Consider the following 15596-nt stretch of genomic DNA (forward strand, 5'->3'; position numbering starts at 1 on the left):
ATGCAAGTTCTCATTTAAGGGCTAGGAGAGCATATGAGCCGCTTTGCTGACATCGAAACGATCGATGTCCGGTTTCCCACTTCCTTGGAATTGGACGGTTCCGATGCGATGAACCCCGACCCGGACTATTCGGCGGCCTATCTCATCCTCCGGACGGACGCTTCCGACGGGCACGAGGGCCACGGCTTCGTTTTCACGATTGGGCGGGGAACTGATGTGCAGGCGCAGGCGGTGGCTTTGGTCGCGGACCGGTTAGCAGGGCGAGAGGTAGAGGCCGTTTTGGATGACCTGGGCGGCCTATGGCGCGAACTGGTCCATGATTCGCAGCTTCGCTGGCTGGGACCTGAAAAAGGTGTGGTGCATATGGCCATTGGGGCCGTCGTGAACGCCTTGTGGGACCTGAAGGCCAAACGGGCTGGTCTTCCACTGTGGGAACTCCTTGCTGGTTTCACCCCAGAGCAGATTGTGGACCTTGTGGATTTCCGGTATCTCAGTGATGCGCTTACCCGCGAGGATGCCTTGGAGATTCTTCGACAGGCCGAGCCTGGCCGGGCAGAGCGGGCCGCCACCCTACGGGCAGAAGGCTATCCTGCTTACACCACGACACCGGGATGGCTCGGATACACCGATGACAAGCTGGTAAGGCTTGCCCTGCAAGCGGTAACCGAGGGCTTTTCCCAGATTAAGCTGAAAGTGGGAGCGGACCGCAACGACGACATTCGGCGGGTACGCCTTGCCCGGGAAGCTGTTGGACCTGATATCCGTATTGCCATTGATGCCAATCAGCGGTGGGACGTTGCCGAAGCTGTAGAGTGGCTGGCCCCACTGGCCCAGTTTGATCTTGCCTGGGTTGAGGAGCCCACCAGTCCGGACGACATCTTGGGACACGCGGCCATTGCACGGAGTATCGCACCTGTCCCGGTGGCAACCGGGGAACATGCCCAAAACAGGATCGTCTTCAAACAGCTCCTCCAGTCCGGAGGATGCCAAGTGATGCAGATTGACGCTGTGCGTGTAGCCGGCGTCAACGAAAACATCGCCAACCTACTGCTCGCGGCGAAGTTCGGTGTGCCGGTGTGCCCGCACGCTGGCGGGGTGGGGTTGTGCGAGAGCATCCAGCACCTGTCCATGTTCGACTTTGTGGCCGTGTCCGGATCCCTGGAGGGCAGGATGATCGAATACGTGGACCATCTGCATGAGCACTTCATGGCCCCAGTGGTCGTCCATTCGGGTAAGTACTGGCCGCCAACGGTTCCCGGTGCGGGAACTCAGATCCTCGCCCCTTCCCTGAAACATCACACCTACCCTGTGGGGGCTGCCTGGCAACCAGCCGTGGTGGCCTGACATGGAAAGAATTGCGTTGCACACGCGCCTGCGTCCCGGAAGGGAGCACGAGTATGAACGGGCGCACGCAGAGATTCCGCATGAACTGACCACCGCTCTGCACAAGGCAGGAGTGAACGAGTGGAGCATATGGCGAAGCGGCCTGGAGCTGTTCCATGTTCTTGAAGTTGAAGACTACGTCGCCATGCGCAAACAACTGGCTGAGCATCCGGGGAACATCAGTTGGCAGGCGCGGATGGCCGAGCTGCTTGCTGTTCCGGACGATTACTCGGGCGATGATTCCGGGCTACAGCTGGTCTGGAATCTGCCATGACCAACCCGTCTCGGAATGGACTGGCGGTAGGCGGAATCGAGGCAGGGTGGCTGGGATTTGGTGCCGCAGGGATAGGAAACCTCTACCGAGAGGTAGAGGACAGTGTTGCCGCAAGGACGGTGGATGCGGCCTGGGCTTCGGGCGTCCGCTACTTCGATACCGCTCCACATTATGGGCTGGGTCTCTCAGAGGCCCGACTTGGCGCGGCCTTATCCAAACGACCCCGGGACGAGTATCTGATCTCGACGAAGGTCGGCCGCGTTCTTGAACCAAACCCCGGTTACTCGCCAGGGACGCTGGATGACGAGGGATTCTGCGTGCCGGCGACAGTACGAAGACGGTGGGACCCGAGCGAGGCGGGTATCCGAAGGAGCCTGGAGGAATCCCTGGAACGGCTGGGGATGGATCGGCTGGATATCGCCTACCTGCATGACCCCGATGCGTATAGCCTTGACGCCGGGATCGATCAGGCGCTGCCGGCGTTGGAGAAACTGAAACGTGAAGGTCTCGTGGGAGCAATCGGCGTGGGATCGAATTCTGCCGAGGCGCTGACCCGTTGTGTGAAAAGCGCTGATCTGGACCTGGTGATGCTTGCCGGGCGATACACTCTTCTGGAACAGCCGGCGGCCGAGAATTTGCTGCCCGCTTGCCTGAGTGCAGGGACGTGGGTCGTGAACGTCGGCATCTACAATTCAGGACTGCTTGCCAAACCAACCGTTCCGGACGCTGCGCACTACAACTATGCGCCAGCCCCGGCAGCTGCTCTTCTGAAGGCGCGCCGGCTGGCCAGCGTGTGCGCAGAGTACGACGTCGAGCTTCCCACAGCAGCCCTCCAGTACAGCCTTCGCCACCCTGCTGTCTGCGCGGTTGTCGTCGGCGCGAGCAAGCCCGAGCAGGTGGAGGACACGGCGCGTCGGACCAAGGAGCAAATTCCCCCCGAACTCTGGGAGCACCTCGAAGATGAGGGGCTGATTGCTTCATGACCGCACCCCGAATCGACGCCCATCTGCACCTTTGGGACCTCGACGAGGGCGGATACTCGTGGCTGGGGCCACAGCACGGACACATCTTCCGCAGCTTTACGGCCATCGAAGCTGAAGCCCTGATGGGTCAATACGGTATCGATTCAGCCATTCTCGTCCAGGCGGAAGACTCCCAGCAGGACACTGATGCCATGCTTCGCACCGCGCGGACAGAGACATGGGTTCGCGGGGTGGTCGCGTGGGTTCCTTTGGACGATGACCTAGCAGCCGAAGCTGAAATAGAACGACTGAGCTCGGAACCGGTGGTGTGCGGCCTCAGGCACCTGGTGCACGACGATCCCCGTGAGGGGTTCCTTGAGCTTCCGGCGGTGCGCAGATCCCTCAGGCGCGCGGCTGCCGCGGGCCTGGCCTTTGATGTACCGGACGCCTGGCCGCGTCACCTTCAACAAACCGTCGACCTGGCCCGGGCGGTTCCGGAGCTCACGGTTGTCCTGGATCATTTGGGAAAGCCCCCGCTAGAGGCGGGCAAGGAAAACTTCCGACCTTGGCGCGACAGCATGCGAGCACTGGCGGCACTGCCCAACACTGCGGCGAAAGTCTCGGGTCTGAGATTGCCCGGCGTTCCCTATACAAAGGAAGCCATCCGCCCGGCCTGGGAGGAGGCATTGAACACCTTCGGCCCGCAGCGCCTCATGCTCGGCAGTGACTGGCCGGTCAGCTTGATGGGCGGCCCGTATTCGGAATCATTGCAAGTGCTGGACGACCTTGTGGACGAACTATCACCCAACGAACAACAATGGCTGCGTAGTCGAAGTGCTGAGTCGGCCTACAAACTCTAGGGATTAATCCCCGCCAGTTCCGCTGGCGCATATTCAGCAGCCGTGGACTTAAGCATCGTTTCCCGCAGCCAACCCTCAACCCCACTGACGTGGACAGTGACTAACGCCCTGACTAACTCCACATCCCCACGTTCCAGGGCGGCAGCGATGGCCTCGTGTTCGGAAAGAGTCCGGGCTACAGCCTTTTCCTGAGTCAGTCCCCGCCAGATCCGCGCCCGTAAAGTCCGTGACGACAGTGCCTCCAGAAGCCCCGCAAGGTAGGTATTGCCTGAATGCGCGGCAATGATGCTGTGAAATTCCATATCGTGCTGAACAAGTTCTTCCACGCTGGTCTCTTCCGTGACACCCGCCATCGACGCCCTCAGATTATCCAGCCCCTCCTGCCCAATCTTCTGCGCTGCCATTGCGGCGGCGGCCGGCTCAAGGATGCGCCGAACCTCCAACAGCTCCACTACACCCTGCGCCTGGTGCAGCTCAACGATGAAACCGAGGGCTTCATTTAAGAGTTGGGGGTCAAGCGTGGTCACGTATGTTCCATCCCCACGCCGGACATCGAGCACCCTTATCAGCTCAAGAGCCTTAACCGCTTCTCTCATTGAGCTGCGGGACAGCCCAAGCTTCTCGGCGAGATCCTTTTCCGGCGGCAACCGGTCACCAGGGCGGAGCTCACCTGCCAGCAGCATCGCCTTGATCTTCTCGATGGCGTCATCTGTTAGTGCCAAAGCGCGCTCCTAGAGGCGAGAGAACGTTCAAGTTCAAACAAGCCTAATACATCCGACCATTATCAGGACTGGGATGCATGTTCGCACAGTCGGCACAAATTCTCCCTGTCCCCGCTGATTGCTCTCTGCAGAAGATATCCAAAACAAGGTGATATGTCCTTCCAGCTGCAACAGTAAGGGTATCTAAAAACGTCCGATGTCTTGTCCTTCCGTGCCTCGCCTGCAAGTCTTCGGGGCCGCCGGGAACCGACTTTTCATCATCGAAAACACGTGAACGTACCCGGTCTATGAGCGACTTTCGGTGCAAAAAGACTGGGGGCGGCTAGCGCCGCCCCCAGTCCCTTCAGCAGAAGTGCCCTGGATATTCGATCTCTTGCTGATAAGAGATATCCTCGCCGCCTATTGTGGCCCTCGTACCTAGCGTGAGCACACCCGCGGGTACGGACGGCAAGTTCGTCCTGACTTCTTCCTTCACCGTTTGGTGTGTTCTGACCGAAGCCTGTTCCTTGGATCCGTATTCCGTTTGAACAGCTGCCGTAACCGCCTCGGAATCGTTGTTCTTAAGCGACGTGACGAGGACGACCTTCCCCGCCTCGCATCGCGAGGAGACCGCGGCCTCGACGTTCAAGGACGGTGCCACCTCGAGTTTGATCGCGTCGTACATCACGCTGGCGAAGGCGTTGGACCATGACGTATTTGGGTCCGCCGTGGCTGGTACGACCGGTTTCAGATTAATGACGTTGTCTGTGGGCCGGAGCAGTGAGGCATCGAACTGGACGCTGAGTTCGCGGTAAACGCCGCGATCAGATTGCCGATACAGTGCGGAGTCGTTGCTCGGACCGGGGATTGTCTCCCACGTCTTGATGTTCTGTCCGTTCACCGAGACATCGAGGCTGCCAAACACACTGCTGGCAATTCCAAACGTCAAGGTGGCTTTTCCTGTCAGGCGCCCGTCCGCATTGAAGCGAATCTTCCAGTCCGTTGGAGTGCTGTCGTATGGCACCTTCAGTGTGTCCGGGAGGCCTGGTGTTCGCACTGCGGGCTGGAAGTAGTTCCAGTCCTTGGCCGGGTCATCCTGGCCCACCTGGAAGTCGACGTCATTGGGGAACTCGGTGGGGTAGTCGAGCCACGTGCCCCACTTGCGGAATGGGTCCAGCCCTGGAACGGGCGAGGCGGCGCCCTCGGCGATGTGGAACTCGCCGGCCGAGCGGTCGGGGGTGCCTATCCGCCAGAGTTCGCGTCCGTGTGCTTCCTGTTCCCAGGTGAGCGTGCCGAGTTCAGTGCGGGCGTTCTCCGCGATGACGACGTCGGTCTTGGTGTACTCGCCGAAGACACCATCTGTGAAGGCATGCAGGGTGTAGGTGCCTGGGCGGACGGCGGGAATAGTGAATCGGCCTTCGCTGTCGGTCCGGGCCGAGTAGATGTAGTTCTCGAAATCGAGTTGCCAGTCGTCGGACTGGGGGTCGGTGAGGAGCACCCAGGCGTTGGCAGGAGTACTCACGTTTGAAAGTGTCAGTTGGCCGGCGGCGGATCCCCGCGTGTGGGCTGCATAAAGCGGATCAGTCACCCAGCTGTAGGGCCATTTCGCTTTTTCTTCCCCAAGACGGGCCACTGCGGCCTGATACATGCTGTCCGGGGATTCGCCCTCATGGACGTAGAGGAAGTATGGGCCGTATATTTTTTCCCAGCCGTGCTCAGGGGTGACTCGTTCTGAAGTGTAGTGCGCGGTTGTTTCATGCCAAAGAAGGCGCGGGGAACCTCCCGTATGTGTGGTCAGATCCTGCCGGGTGGGGCCGCCCCCAACCCAGTCCTTGTTCGCCTGAATGAGTGATAAACCGATGTGGTCACCGTAAATGCCGAAGACCCCGTCCGTGCCCTCCGGGTCGCTGATCTGCTGGTACTTCGAGTAGACGCTGCCGTCCGCCAGGCGGTACGTCGCGTCCTGTACCTCTGTGCCGGCGTCGATCTCTGACTGGAGTGGTGCGACTCCTGCTCGTTCCCCGTCGATGGAGTACCAGCGGAACAAGTTCTTGTCTCCGGAGAAGCTGTAACGCAGCTGCTCGAGCTGGACGTCTGCCGGCATGTTCTCCGGGTAGCGGTAGACCGAGTACATGTAGAATCCAGGCGCATCGGCTTCGAGGACGATATGCACTTCAACTTCGAACGGGAGCGCGGCCGGGTCATTTTCAGTGAAGGACACCTCAATGCGGGAGTCGGTCTGGGATTCGATGGCGAATTCCGCGCTGCGCAGTGTGTTCTGGAGCCGTTTGCCGGCGACAACATAATTGGCGAGGTAGTCGCCTTGACCGCCTGCAAGCAGGTTGCGGGTAGGTTCTTGTCCGTTGAGGCGGATCTCGGTGATTGCTGCAGAGTTCTTGGACATCCGAAGCGAGACGGAAGAATTCTTCAGTTGTACGCTTCCGCTTCCGTCATCCGTGAGGGCAAGTCCTGGCTCCCACACGTATGGCTTGATGACTAGAGCGTTGATTCGTGCAGGGCTGCCCGAAAACGATAGGGAAAGTGCGCCGTCAGATACGCGTGCGTTGAAGGTGCGGTCCACGAATTGACCCGCTGCTGCACCGGCACGTGAGACCACGGTCTGGCCCTCAGCCGTAATAGTTGCCGCTCCTTGGCTGGACGATAGGTCGCCATAAATCACCCGCACGGTGTAGTCACCTGTGGGAAGCTGGGCGCTGAAATTCATTGTGTTGGCGAAACAGAAGTCGCCCTTAAGCAGGTCATCGCCGCCACGATCCCGCCCAGCGATGTTAGCGGTGCTATCGAAGCCGTAACCGCGTTCGGGGTCGAAGGCGCTGTCGCATGGGACGCCCTGGTACCCGTCTGCAACGGCGCCTGGTCCAAAGTCGAGTGCATAGCTGCCCGGCTCAGGTGCCGCATGGACACTGGTCGGACTGATTGGGAACAAGGCAGCGGCGACTACTGCGGCGACGAGCACCGCGGTGAATCGGCGGCGCGTCTGAGCAATGCGCTGCACGGGATCTCCTTTGATCGTTTGAGTTTAGACTGTTCGTCCCGGTCGGTCCGAAAGACGAACACACGCCAGAGCGAAACGTTACGTATTTACCAGCGAGAGGTAGTCGCATATTCTATCGAGTGGCTGCCCGAAGCGCTCGACAGGCTTATGGGCTATCGCTAAGCCGCAAAAACGAATCGTTTCGCTTTGGGTTGCCGTTAGATTATACGTGTCGCCGCCTAGCGTCAATACCTGTCATCACGAGCCGCCCGCCCGGCTGACTAGCGGGAACTTCACTGGCCGCGCGGGTGCGTCTGGAGACACTGCTAGGCGCAATGCGTCGGAGCTGGCTGGAAGTCCTGTCTCCGGGGCGGCAACATATGCAAAGCTGATTCAGGTCTTGGCCGGGTGTGGGCGCCCAAAGCCGCGGGAGAGGGAGCCCCTCGCGCTCCCTCTCCCTTATCTTGATGTCTTACTTCGTTGCGTCGATCGAGGACTGCAACTCGTCGATGAACTTCTGCGCTGCGGCTTCCGGGGACTGTTCTCCGAAGAGTACTGATTGGAAGTTCCGCGACAGGATTGATTCGGAATCGCTGACGCCGTTGGGGGTGATCGGTTGTGCCTCTCCGGCCTGCTCGGTCATGGATTTGGTGTAGCCCAGGATCTGCCTGCCGATGGGGTCAAGGGTGGATGCGATGGCGTCCTGGGCCACGGGGGCTGCAGGGAGGCCGCGGTCGGTGCCGAAGGTTTTTGCGACTTCGGGGTCGCTGATCAGGAAGTTGATCAGTGCGGCCGCTTCGGCGGGGGTGTTCTGACTTGGATGACGCGGCCCTGGAGTCCCGCCAATAGATCGTGGAAGGTGAACTAGAGGACCCACAACTTGGTTGCACCGTCCATAACGAGCCTCCAGTGCAAATTTCCGTCCTGAATGCCGGCTGCTCTCTGAATAGATTCTCTAGGGCCTCTTACTCGCATAAATGGAAGGTTGCTTTTCTCTGTGAGCTACACTCCAACCTGACGTCAGGCGCCCTCGGAAAAGGCGTCAGATTAGGCTCCAGTCCGCCATGTCCGGACACAGCACCCGCCGGGTCTTAGACCCTAACCGGGCACTCCCAGACGAAACCCAACAGCCTCACAGCACGGAACTATCGGACCGCCTGGCACTTCTGGTCCTCGGCAGTCTGGGCAACAACGTCCCGGGCGCTCGGCGCAGCAACTTCGGGCTTAGTGCCGGACGTGAAGTCGATGCCCAGGTAGAGCTGCACGCCGTAAACGGACGGATCCGCCTGGACCTTGGACGCGGGAAGACCGAAGAATGCCGCCACGTCCGCGGCCACATCCTCGAAGTCCGGCCCGTAGTAGATGGTGGTCTCGTCGGCGGGCTGCGCCTCGATCCGGCTGAGGTTGGTGAACCCGGCCTCGGTGAGGATGGGGGTGAGGTCGTGGCTGCGGCCCGGAACGGTGGTGCCGTTGGCAATGAGGACCGGCTGTAGCGACTTGTCGTAGTCGGTCTTCGGCGTTTCCGCAGGGGGAGCGTCCGAGGGAGCGGGCGCCGGCCCGGCAAGGTCGGCACTCTGCCGCAGCGCGCCAAACAGGTTGCCTGCCGCGGGTTCGGAGAGCTGCAGGCGGTTGGGGTTCGCGGCCGGAACGGTGGGCACGGTAATGAAGTTCACCCTGGCCGGGTCGATGTTCTTGAGCCGGTCCGCGATGGTCAGCAACGCGGGAATCGAGGCGAGGCCGTCGTCCACGGTGAGGTTCCGGGTGACGGTGTCGGCGATGCCCAGGACCTTCTGAGGGTTCCGCAGCGTCCCCTCATCCTTGAGCTTGCGGGTCAGCGAGCCCAGGAAAGCCTGCTGCGCCTGGATCCGGCCCAGGTCCCCGCCGTCCGCGAACGCGTACCGGGTCCGCAGGAACGCCAGCGCCTGGTCGCCCTGCACGCTCGAGGTCCCCTCCGGCAGGCGCAGCCCGGAATCGGGGTCGAACACCGCCGCATCCACGCACACGTCCACGCCGCCCACGGCATTGGAGAGCTCCTTCACCGAGTTGAAGTCGGCCATCATGAAGTGGTCAATCTCGAACCCGGTCACCTCGTTGACAGTGTCCACGGCGCAACCAATTCCCGCCTCGGCCATGGCGCTGTTGATCATCGCCCCGGGGCGGGCCGCATACCGCCGGTCCGTGTCCTGGTCCTCGCAGGACGGCACGTCCACCAGAAGGTCGCGCGGGAAACTGATGACATTGACGTCCTGGTTGTTGGCCGAAATGTCCAGGAGCATCATGACGTCGGACTGCCCGTACCCGGAGGACTGGTCCGCCGTCCCGTAGGCGGCGTTCTTCCCATCCCGCGTATCGGTGCCCAGGATCAGCACCTGGAGCCTGTCCGTCCGGTCATCCACCGGGCCCTCGGACCGCTGCCCGCCGGCACCCAGCGCCGACGATTTAATGTTCGATTGCAGCCGGAAAGCCCAATAGCCGCCGAACACCAACGCCGCCACGAGCAGCACAGCAACAGAAGCGCCGGCAATCAGGAGCCATCGCGGCGCGCGCCTGCGCGAATACCGGGCACTCCCCTTGGTCAGCGTTCCTTGGCCAGGATAGCGCGCGGCCGCGGGGTCGGAGTTTTCGGGGCGGGGCGTGCTGTCCAACAGAAGAACCTTTCGGGGGTTGACCGCGCCCCACGCTACAAGGCCCCGCCTCATGGTTCACGCCCCTCCGCGGGCAACCAGGGATCCGATGCTGAATGGTTACCTCAGCAAAGCACCCGAAAAGCAGGGCTAGCCCTTGCGCTCCGCCCGGTACGCGCTGGGGCTCACCCCATGCAGGCGCCGGAACTGGCGGGAGAAGTAGAACTGGTCCTGCAGCCCGATCTCGCGGCCCACCTCGGCGATGGGCAGGTCAGTGGTGTCCAGCAGCAGCCGCGCCCGCGCCATCTTCAACGCCGTGTGGTGCGCCAGCACTCCCCCGCCCGTCGCCTCCCGGAACAGCTTGCTCAGGTACGACGACGACACCCCCACCAGCGCCGCAAGATCGGCCAGGCGGAACGAGCCATCCACCCGGTCCTCCAAATAGTTCATCGCCTGCTGCAGTGGCGTCCCCTTCTCCGGCAGCCGGCGGTCGATGGCCAGGGCGGTCAGCAGCCGCCACGCCATCCCGGCAGTGGCCACCAGCCTGGCCGGCGACTGGTCCTTCTCCAGCGCGCTGATGATCTCGTCCAGCATCGCCGTCAGCCGGTCCGCCGCCACCAGCGGAATAACCTGCGCACCCCGCACGCCAGCTCCGTCCAGCAGGTCAGCCACATCGGCACCGCGCACATGGCACCACCAGATAGTCCACGGGTCGCCTTCCGCGGCACCGTACGCGTGGGCCTCACCTCTTCCGCCGGGAAGCACGACGGCGGTGGCCGCACCCACGGCGGTCCGCACCCCGCCGGTTTCCACCCACCCCGTGCCCGCGACGCACAGGATCACAATGGTTTCCGCCGCGCCGTCCGGCCGGTGCCGGCCGTGGTCGGCGGCTGCGGGAAAGACGCCGGCGTCGGTAACCACCAGGTGCCGGGTGATGGGACGGCTGAGGGCATCGCGGACCAGCGGCCGGGGCACCACCACCAGCCGCTGGTTCTGGAACCCGGTGGCGCGCGCCAACCCGTCCCCTTCCGTCACGGAATGTCCATGATAGAACGGAAGCCCGGCAGCGGAACGGGACACCGGAGCTCAGCTCACAGTAAAGCCGAGGATCAGATCGTTCATGCGCCGCTGCCACCCGGCGTCAGCCCACATGGGGTGGTGCGGGGCCGCGTTGGAACACAGCACCATCCCCCACACGCCGTGCGCCAGTGCCGTGCGGATGCCGTGCTCGGCCAGCTCCCGCCCCGCCGGCCCTTCCTCGAACCCGCCCTGCAGCGGTGTGTAGCCGATCCACCCCTCGCCCACCACCGCGGGCACGTCCTTCCACCGGGCCCACGCGGCGATAGCCACCACCCGCGATTCGATCTCGCGCCACATCACCTCCCGGTACGGCCGGTATTCCTTGTCCAGCCACGTGTCCCAGGCCGCGGGATCGATCCAGTCGTAGCCGTAGAACATCTGGTCCGTGACCACGGTGGCCCGGTACTTCCAGGACGCCAGCCGCCCGTACTCAGCAAACGAGGGAGCATCGGCCCGCAACAGCGACCGCAGGGCAGCGTTGGGAAACCCGTCGGTCCCCTCGGACCGGATGTCGATCCGCTGCTGCAGGGCATCGAGTACCCCATAGCTGTAGACGTGAAACTGGGCGGCGCCCATGCCCTCGGGAACGGTGTGCATGGCCAGGTGCGGCGGCTTGCCGTAACTGGCCGTCACCAGCAGGTCCGGGTGCAGCTTCCGCAGCCGCTGCACCTGCTCCGTGCCGCCGTCGGCCAGCGCCGGGAGGATGGAGAAATCCACCTCGTTGTGCAGTTCCACCATGGCGATCCGCTCCCGGTGCCCGGCCCCGGACACGGCGCGGATCAGCCGGTCCCAGGCATCGGCCAGGACCCGGTACCGGCCGGCCAGCGGGACGGCGTCGATGGCCTCGAACCACTGCGGGGAGGCGGCGAACACCGCGGACTGCTGGTATTCCCAGCTGGCCAGGAGGATCACCAGCCCGTGGCGTTCCGCGGCGTCGAAAAGCGCGATGAGGCGCTCCCGCAGGTTCAGCCGGTACCCGCCGGGGGCGTCGTACCAGCGGGTGCCGCGGCCGTAGATCCCGCCGTCGGGCGCCGTGCCGAGCCCCCCGATCTCCAGGTCCTCCGCGAGCGCGTCCAGGCCGAGCCCGCCGAAAAGCAGCAGCGGTGCCGCGCAGATCCGGATGGCGTTGTATCCGAGCTCCGCCGCCCGCGCACACGCAGCGTCGAGGTCCGCGTACGGCCCGCCGTCCTCGGCGCGGGTGTACCAGGAAAAGTCCCAGAGGGTGATGGCCAGCCGGGGCGGAAGGTGCGACGGCGGCGCTCCCGTCAGGGAGCCCGTGTCACCTTCCACGGTTCCGGACCCCAGGTAGCGGGGTTTTTCACTCCCGGAGGTTTCAGTCCCCAGGTTTTCGGTCACAGTGCTGCCCCTTCTTTCGTGCCGGCATGCGCGGCCAGCAGGCGCCCCTGACCGGCCAGCTGCCGGAGGTGCGCGGCTGCTGCGGCCCGGGAAGCTGCGGTATCAGTGTTAAAGAGGAGCAGCTCAGGCAGCGATGTCGCGAAATAGTCCGGCGCAGCGGGAGCGGAGTCCAGTTCATCAGCCCGGGCCTCCAGCTGCCGCCAGACGTCCTCGCCGCCGTCCGGCAATCCCAGCCGCACGAAGGCGATGCCCCGCCAGTAATCCGCCGAGCCTGCCGGACGCCGGTCCACCGCCAAGGGTCCGCCCGCCAGAAGGGCACGGTTCCACGCCTCCGCCGCGGCAGCAGCGTCGCCGGCAAGGTCCAGCGCGTCTCCCAAGGCCACGAACCGCTCAGCCATGCTGTCCGCGGGATGCCGGCCCTCGCCCAGGTTCGCCGGGGCCTCGATGCCGTCCCGCAGCAACGCTGCGGCCGCCGTCGGGCTTTCCTCCATCAGGAGCCGGGCCTGCTGGACGGCGGCCCGGTCGTAGGCCGCGAGCGCCAGTCCCTCCCCGCCTTCGAAGGGCTGGAAGCTGCGGGACGCCAGGAGGGCCAATGCGTCCTCTGCCCGCCCGGCATCGGTCAGCAGGTTGGCGTAGAGGATGGCGAGGTCGTCCCGGTCCAGGACGGCGGGCCCGTGCTGCTCTATGGCGGTGATCCGCTCCCCGGCCGGCAGCCCGCGGACCTCCGCGAGGACGGCACGCTCGAACACCAGCCGGGCATCGCCTGGGGCCAGTTCCAGGGCGCGGCGGAAGTACCGGTCAGCCGTGCCGGGGTCCCCGCCCGTATTCACCGTGGCAAGGGCGGCATTCCGCCACACCACGGGATCCTGCGAACCGTGGGCCATGGCCTTCTCCAGGTACGCCAGGGCGTCCGTGGTCCTCCCTGCGTCCAGCAGCCAGCACCCCAGCAGCCCGTGGGCCACCCTGTCCTTGGGATCGGCCTCGAGCGCCCAGTGCAGCGCGTCGAAGTCGTCCAGCCCGTAGGGGAACGCGTACGTGGTATCCGCGCGCCTTGCCCTGGCACGCTCCGCGGCGGCGGTCTCCGGGTCCAGCACTTCCTCGAGCCAGCCGGCGCGCAGGTAGTGCCGCAGCGGGCCGGGGTTGCCGAAGGACGGGTGGGCGTCTGCGGGTTCCGCGCTGCGGGTCAGGTCAAGGGCACGCTGCCACTGCCCCGCCCGCGCCAGCCAGCACGCCACCGCCAGGCCGGTCTTGGGATCCGCCACCTGCAGGGTTCCGGCGAGGGCCTGCGCCACCGGATCCAGGGGGTCGGCCGCCAGGATGTCCGCCAGCAGCGCGGTGCTCTCCGTCTGGCGCCCCAGCCGTTCCAGTGCGAGGTAGCTCAGGTGCCCGGCCTCCGGGCTGGTTGCCTCTGTCGCAAGCGCCAAAGCCGCCCGGCGGAGTGCTTCCGCCGCGTCACCGGACCGGAGGGCCAGCCGGGCGAGGGCCAGGTGCGCCGGGTGGGCCCATGCCCTGTCCCAGGCAGCCTTTCCGAAGTTTTCCCGGGCTTCCTCCAGATGCCCGGTCCGCTCCAAGACCAGGCCGAGCCGGTAGCTCGCTTCCCCGCTGGGCGGGTTCAGGTTCCGCCGGGTCAGACGGGCCAGGGCGTTCTCCAGCAGGTCCCGGGCCTGGGCATACTGGCCGCTGCGGTACCTCGCGGCCGCGAGCGCGGTGGAAGCGCGCGAGTCCAGCGGATCCCGGCACAGCATCTCCTCGAAGTACGGCAGCGGCGACCGGGTAGGGTGCCGGTTCTGTGCCAGATGCGTCCCGGTGACAAACAGCTCGTCCATGCTGTCCATGTCCTGCGGCTGCGCCGGCTCGGTGGCCGCCCACGGTTCGGGGTTCTCCGCGGGGTGCCGAGGGGTCCACGAGATCACTTCCGCGCCTCCGTCCATGACCCGCAGCGTCAGGTCGGTGCCGGCGGCGGGCACGGGCAGATGAAGCGTGGCGGTAAACGGATGGGCGGGCGAGAGGACCGCGGCCCAGGTGTGGAGCGTCGCCTCGCCGAGCCTGAGCTCAATCCGTGCGTCCCGGCGGGCGGTGGCGGAAACGCCCACGGTGACGGTGCGGCCCGCGTCATCAAGGGAAAGCGCGACGGCGGCGTCCAGGTTTGCCTGCTGCGCCGGGCCCATCTGCCGGATGGGGTACCAGTACTGGCTGAAGGTGCGCGTCTCACCGGGGGCGAGGTAGCTGAAATCGGGCTGGTTGTCCGTGAAGACGCCGGCCATCAGCTCCACGTACGGGCCGTCGTCGTCCGTTAAATGCCTGTCCCAGGCGGTGCCCACGGGACCGGTCCCCCACGTCCACTGCTTCTTGCCGGGGGCGATGCTGCGGTCCGCCCAATGGACGAACCCGGCCCCGGCGGCATGGTCGTACCCGCCGAAGAAGCTGTCCCGGGTGTCCGTGACCATGTAGGAGGTGGGGACGGGGATGTTGGCGTAGAAGTCGAGCCGGTCCGCATCGCCGCCGCCTTTTGCCGCGAGCGCCGGGTAGTCCACGCCGTAGTACGGCCGGTCCGCGCGCGGGAAGGCGGTGACGGCGCGGCGGGCGTGGTCCGCAACGTGGGTGACGTCCGTGGGGAAGAAGGACTGGTACTTCTCATGCACCCGGGCGGCGACGTTGGCCCACCAGAGGAAGGTCTGCGGCTCGTCGGTCCGGTTGTGGAGCCGCGCCTCCACCTCGATCAGCGAACTGCCCGGCGTCAGCCGGACGCCGTGGGTGCCGCGCATCCGCTGCAGCGGGTCCAGGTCGCTGTGCCACACGGTGACGCTGCCATCCACGGAAAATTCGACGGCGGTGTCCACGGGGAGGAAGGTGGCCGGCCGGTGGTGCTGGGGCCAGTTGAACTCCACCCCGCCGGAAATCCACGGCCCGGCGAGGCCCACCAGTCCGGGCTTGATCACGTTGTTCCGGTAGAAGAAGTCATACCCGGCGGTCTTGTCGTAACCGATGTGGATGCGGCCGCCGATCTCCGGGAGGAGCATCAGGCGGACATATTCGTTTTCCAGGTGGATGGCCTGCCACAGCCGGGGTTTCTTCTCCGCCCCAATGCTGTCGATGAACGGCATCGGATACACCCTGCCGCTGGAGCCCTGATACACCCGCCGGTCCAGGAACAGCGGATACCGGTCGGGTTGCCCGGGGGCGTAGGTGTCGATCGGCACCGGTTCGCTCCAGCAGGCCACACCGCCTGCGTCCAGGATGTCCTGCTGGTCCTGCGGGGCATCGGGCAGGACAATCGTGCTCCTCGCGTCATTCGTCACCACTACAGGCTATGAAGTGGGACCTTGCTTTCCCATGGCTTATAGCGGCACGAATATGGACG

General features: G+C 64.5%; 11 protein-coding genes. 4 read left to right on the plus strand and 7 right to left on the minus strand.

From position 1 onward, the window contains the following. The first annotated feature begins 33 nt into the window (after positions 1–33). From AC1DBN_RS18010 to AC1DBN_RS18025, 4 genes are read left to right on the plus strand one after another with little or no spacing between them, the layout of a single operon-like run. Positions 34–1344 (plus strand): enolase C-terminal domain-like protein, encoded by a 1311-nt coding sequence (locus tag AC1DBN_RS18010; RefSeq protein ID WP_091717136.1) that lies wholly within the window; start codon positions 34–36, stop codon positions 1342–1344. Between the two features lies 1 nt (position 1345). After that, entirely contained in the window at positions 1346–1657 is a 312-nt protein-coding gene (locus AC1DBN_RS18015) for an L-rhamnose mutarotase (RefSeq protein WP_091717134.1), read from the plus strand. Further along, positions 1654–2640, plus strand: coding sequence for an aldo/keto reductase (locus AC1DBN_RS18020; protein ID WP_091717132.1), 987 nt, complete (start codon positions 1654–1656; stop codon positions 2638–2640). The genes AC1DBN_RS18015 and AC1DBN_RS18020 overlap by 4 nt, the downstream gene beginning before the upstream one ends. After that, positions 2637–3479 carry an amidohydrolase family protein gene (locus tag AC1DBN_RS18025; protein WP_091717130.1) on the plus strand — a complete coding sequence of 281 codons (843 nt, stop codon included), beginning with the start codon at positions 2637–2639 and terminating at the stop codon, positions 3477–3479. Before AC1DBN_RS18020 ends, AC1DBN_RS18025 begins: the two co-directional genes overlap by 4 nt. Here the strand turns inward: AC1DBN_RS18025 and AC1DBN_RS18030 are convergent. The 7 genes from AC1DBN_RS18030 to AC1DBN_RS18060 all read right to left on the minus strand — a co-directional run bounded on the left by AC1DBN_RS18030 (position 3476) and on the right by AC1DBN_RS18060 (position 15534). After that, entirely contained in the window at positions 3476–4201 is a 726-nt protein-coding gene (locus AC1DBN_RS18030; RefSeq protein WP_091717129.1) for a FadR/GntR family transcriptional regulator, read from the minus strand. The two genes, AC1DBN_RS18025 and AC1DBN_RS18030, sit on opposite strands and share 4 nt — an antisense overlap. Before the next feature lie 343 nt (positions 4202–4544). Then, on the minus strand, positions 4545–7196 hold the full coding sequence (locus AC1DBN_RS18035; RefSeq protein ID WP_091717127.1) for a polysaccharide lyase family protein: 2652 nt from the start codon (positions 7194–7196) through the stop codon (positions 4545–4547). Positions 7197–7647: 451 nt separating this feature from the next. After that, positions 7648–8052, minus strand: a complete 405-nt coding sequence (locus AC1DBN_RS18040; RefSeq protein WP_157693409.1) for a type 2 periplasmic-binding domain-containing protein — start codon at positions 8050–8052, stop codon at positions 7648–7650. Between the two features lie 268 nt (positions 8053–8320). Then, on the minus strand, positions 8321–9820 hold the full coding sequence (locus tag AC1DBN_RS18045; protein WP_091717123.1) for an LCP family protein: 1500 nt from the start codon (positions 9818–9820) through the stop codon (positions 8321–8323). Between the two features lie 129 nt (positions 9821–9949). Then, positions 9950–10834, minus strand: coding sequence for a helix-turn-helix domain-containing protein (locus tag AC1DBN_RS18050; RefSeq protein ID WP_231994415.1), 885 nt, complete (start codon positions 10832–10834; stop codon positions 9950–9952). Positions 10835–10885: 51 nt separating this feature from the next. Beyond that, entirely contained in the window at positions 10886–12235 is a 1350-nt protein-coding gene (locus tag AC1DBN_RS18055) for a cellulase-like family protein (RefSeq protein WP_091717119.1), read from the minus strand. Next, positions 12232–15534, minus strand: coding sequence for a DUF5107 domain-containing protein (locus tag AC1DBN_RS18060; RefSeq protein WP_231994413.1), 3303 nt, complete (start codon positions 15532–15534; stop codon positions 12232–12234). Before AC1DBN_RS18060 ends, AC1DBN_RS18055 begins: the two co-directional genes overlap by 4 nt. Positions 15535–15596: the final 62 nt, after the last annotated feature.

The sequence above is a fragment of the Pseudarthrobacter sp. 10T415 genome, assembly GCF_056394175.1.

What these genes read in the sequence shown, in the direction of transcription:
- AC1DBN_RS18025 (WP_091717130.1), top strand. Translation starts at nt 2,637, where the DNA reads ATGACCGCACCCCGAATCGACGCCCATCTGCACCTTTGGGACCTCGAC.
- AC1DBN_RS18010 (WP_091717136.1), top strand. Translation starts at nt 34, where the DNA reads ATGAGCCGCTTTGCTGACATCGAAACGATCGATGTCCGGTTTCCCACT.
- AC1DBN_RS18015 (WP_091717134.1), top strand. Translation starts at nt 1,346, where the DNA reads ATGGAAAGAATTGCGTTGCACACGCGCCTGCGTCCCGGAAGGGAGCAC.
- AC1DBN_RS18020 (WP_091717132.1), top strand. Translation starts at nt 1,654, where the DNA reads ATGACCAACCCGTCTCGGAATGGACTGGCGGTAGGCGGAATCGAGGCA.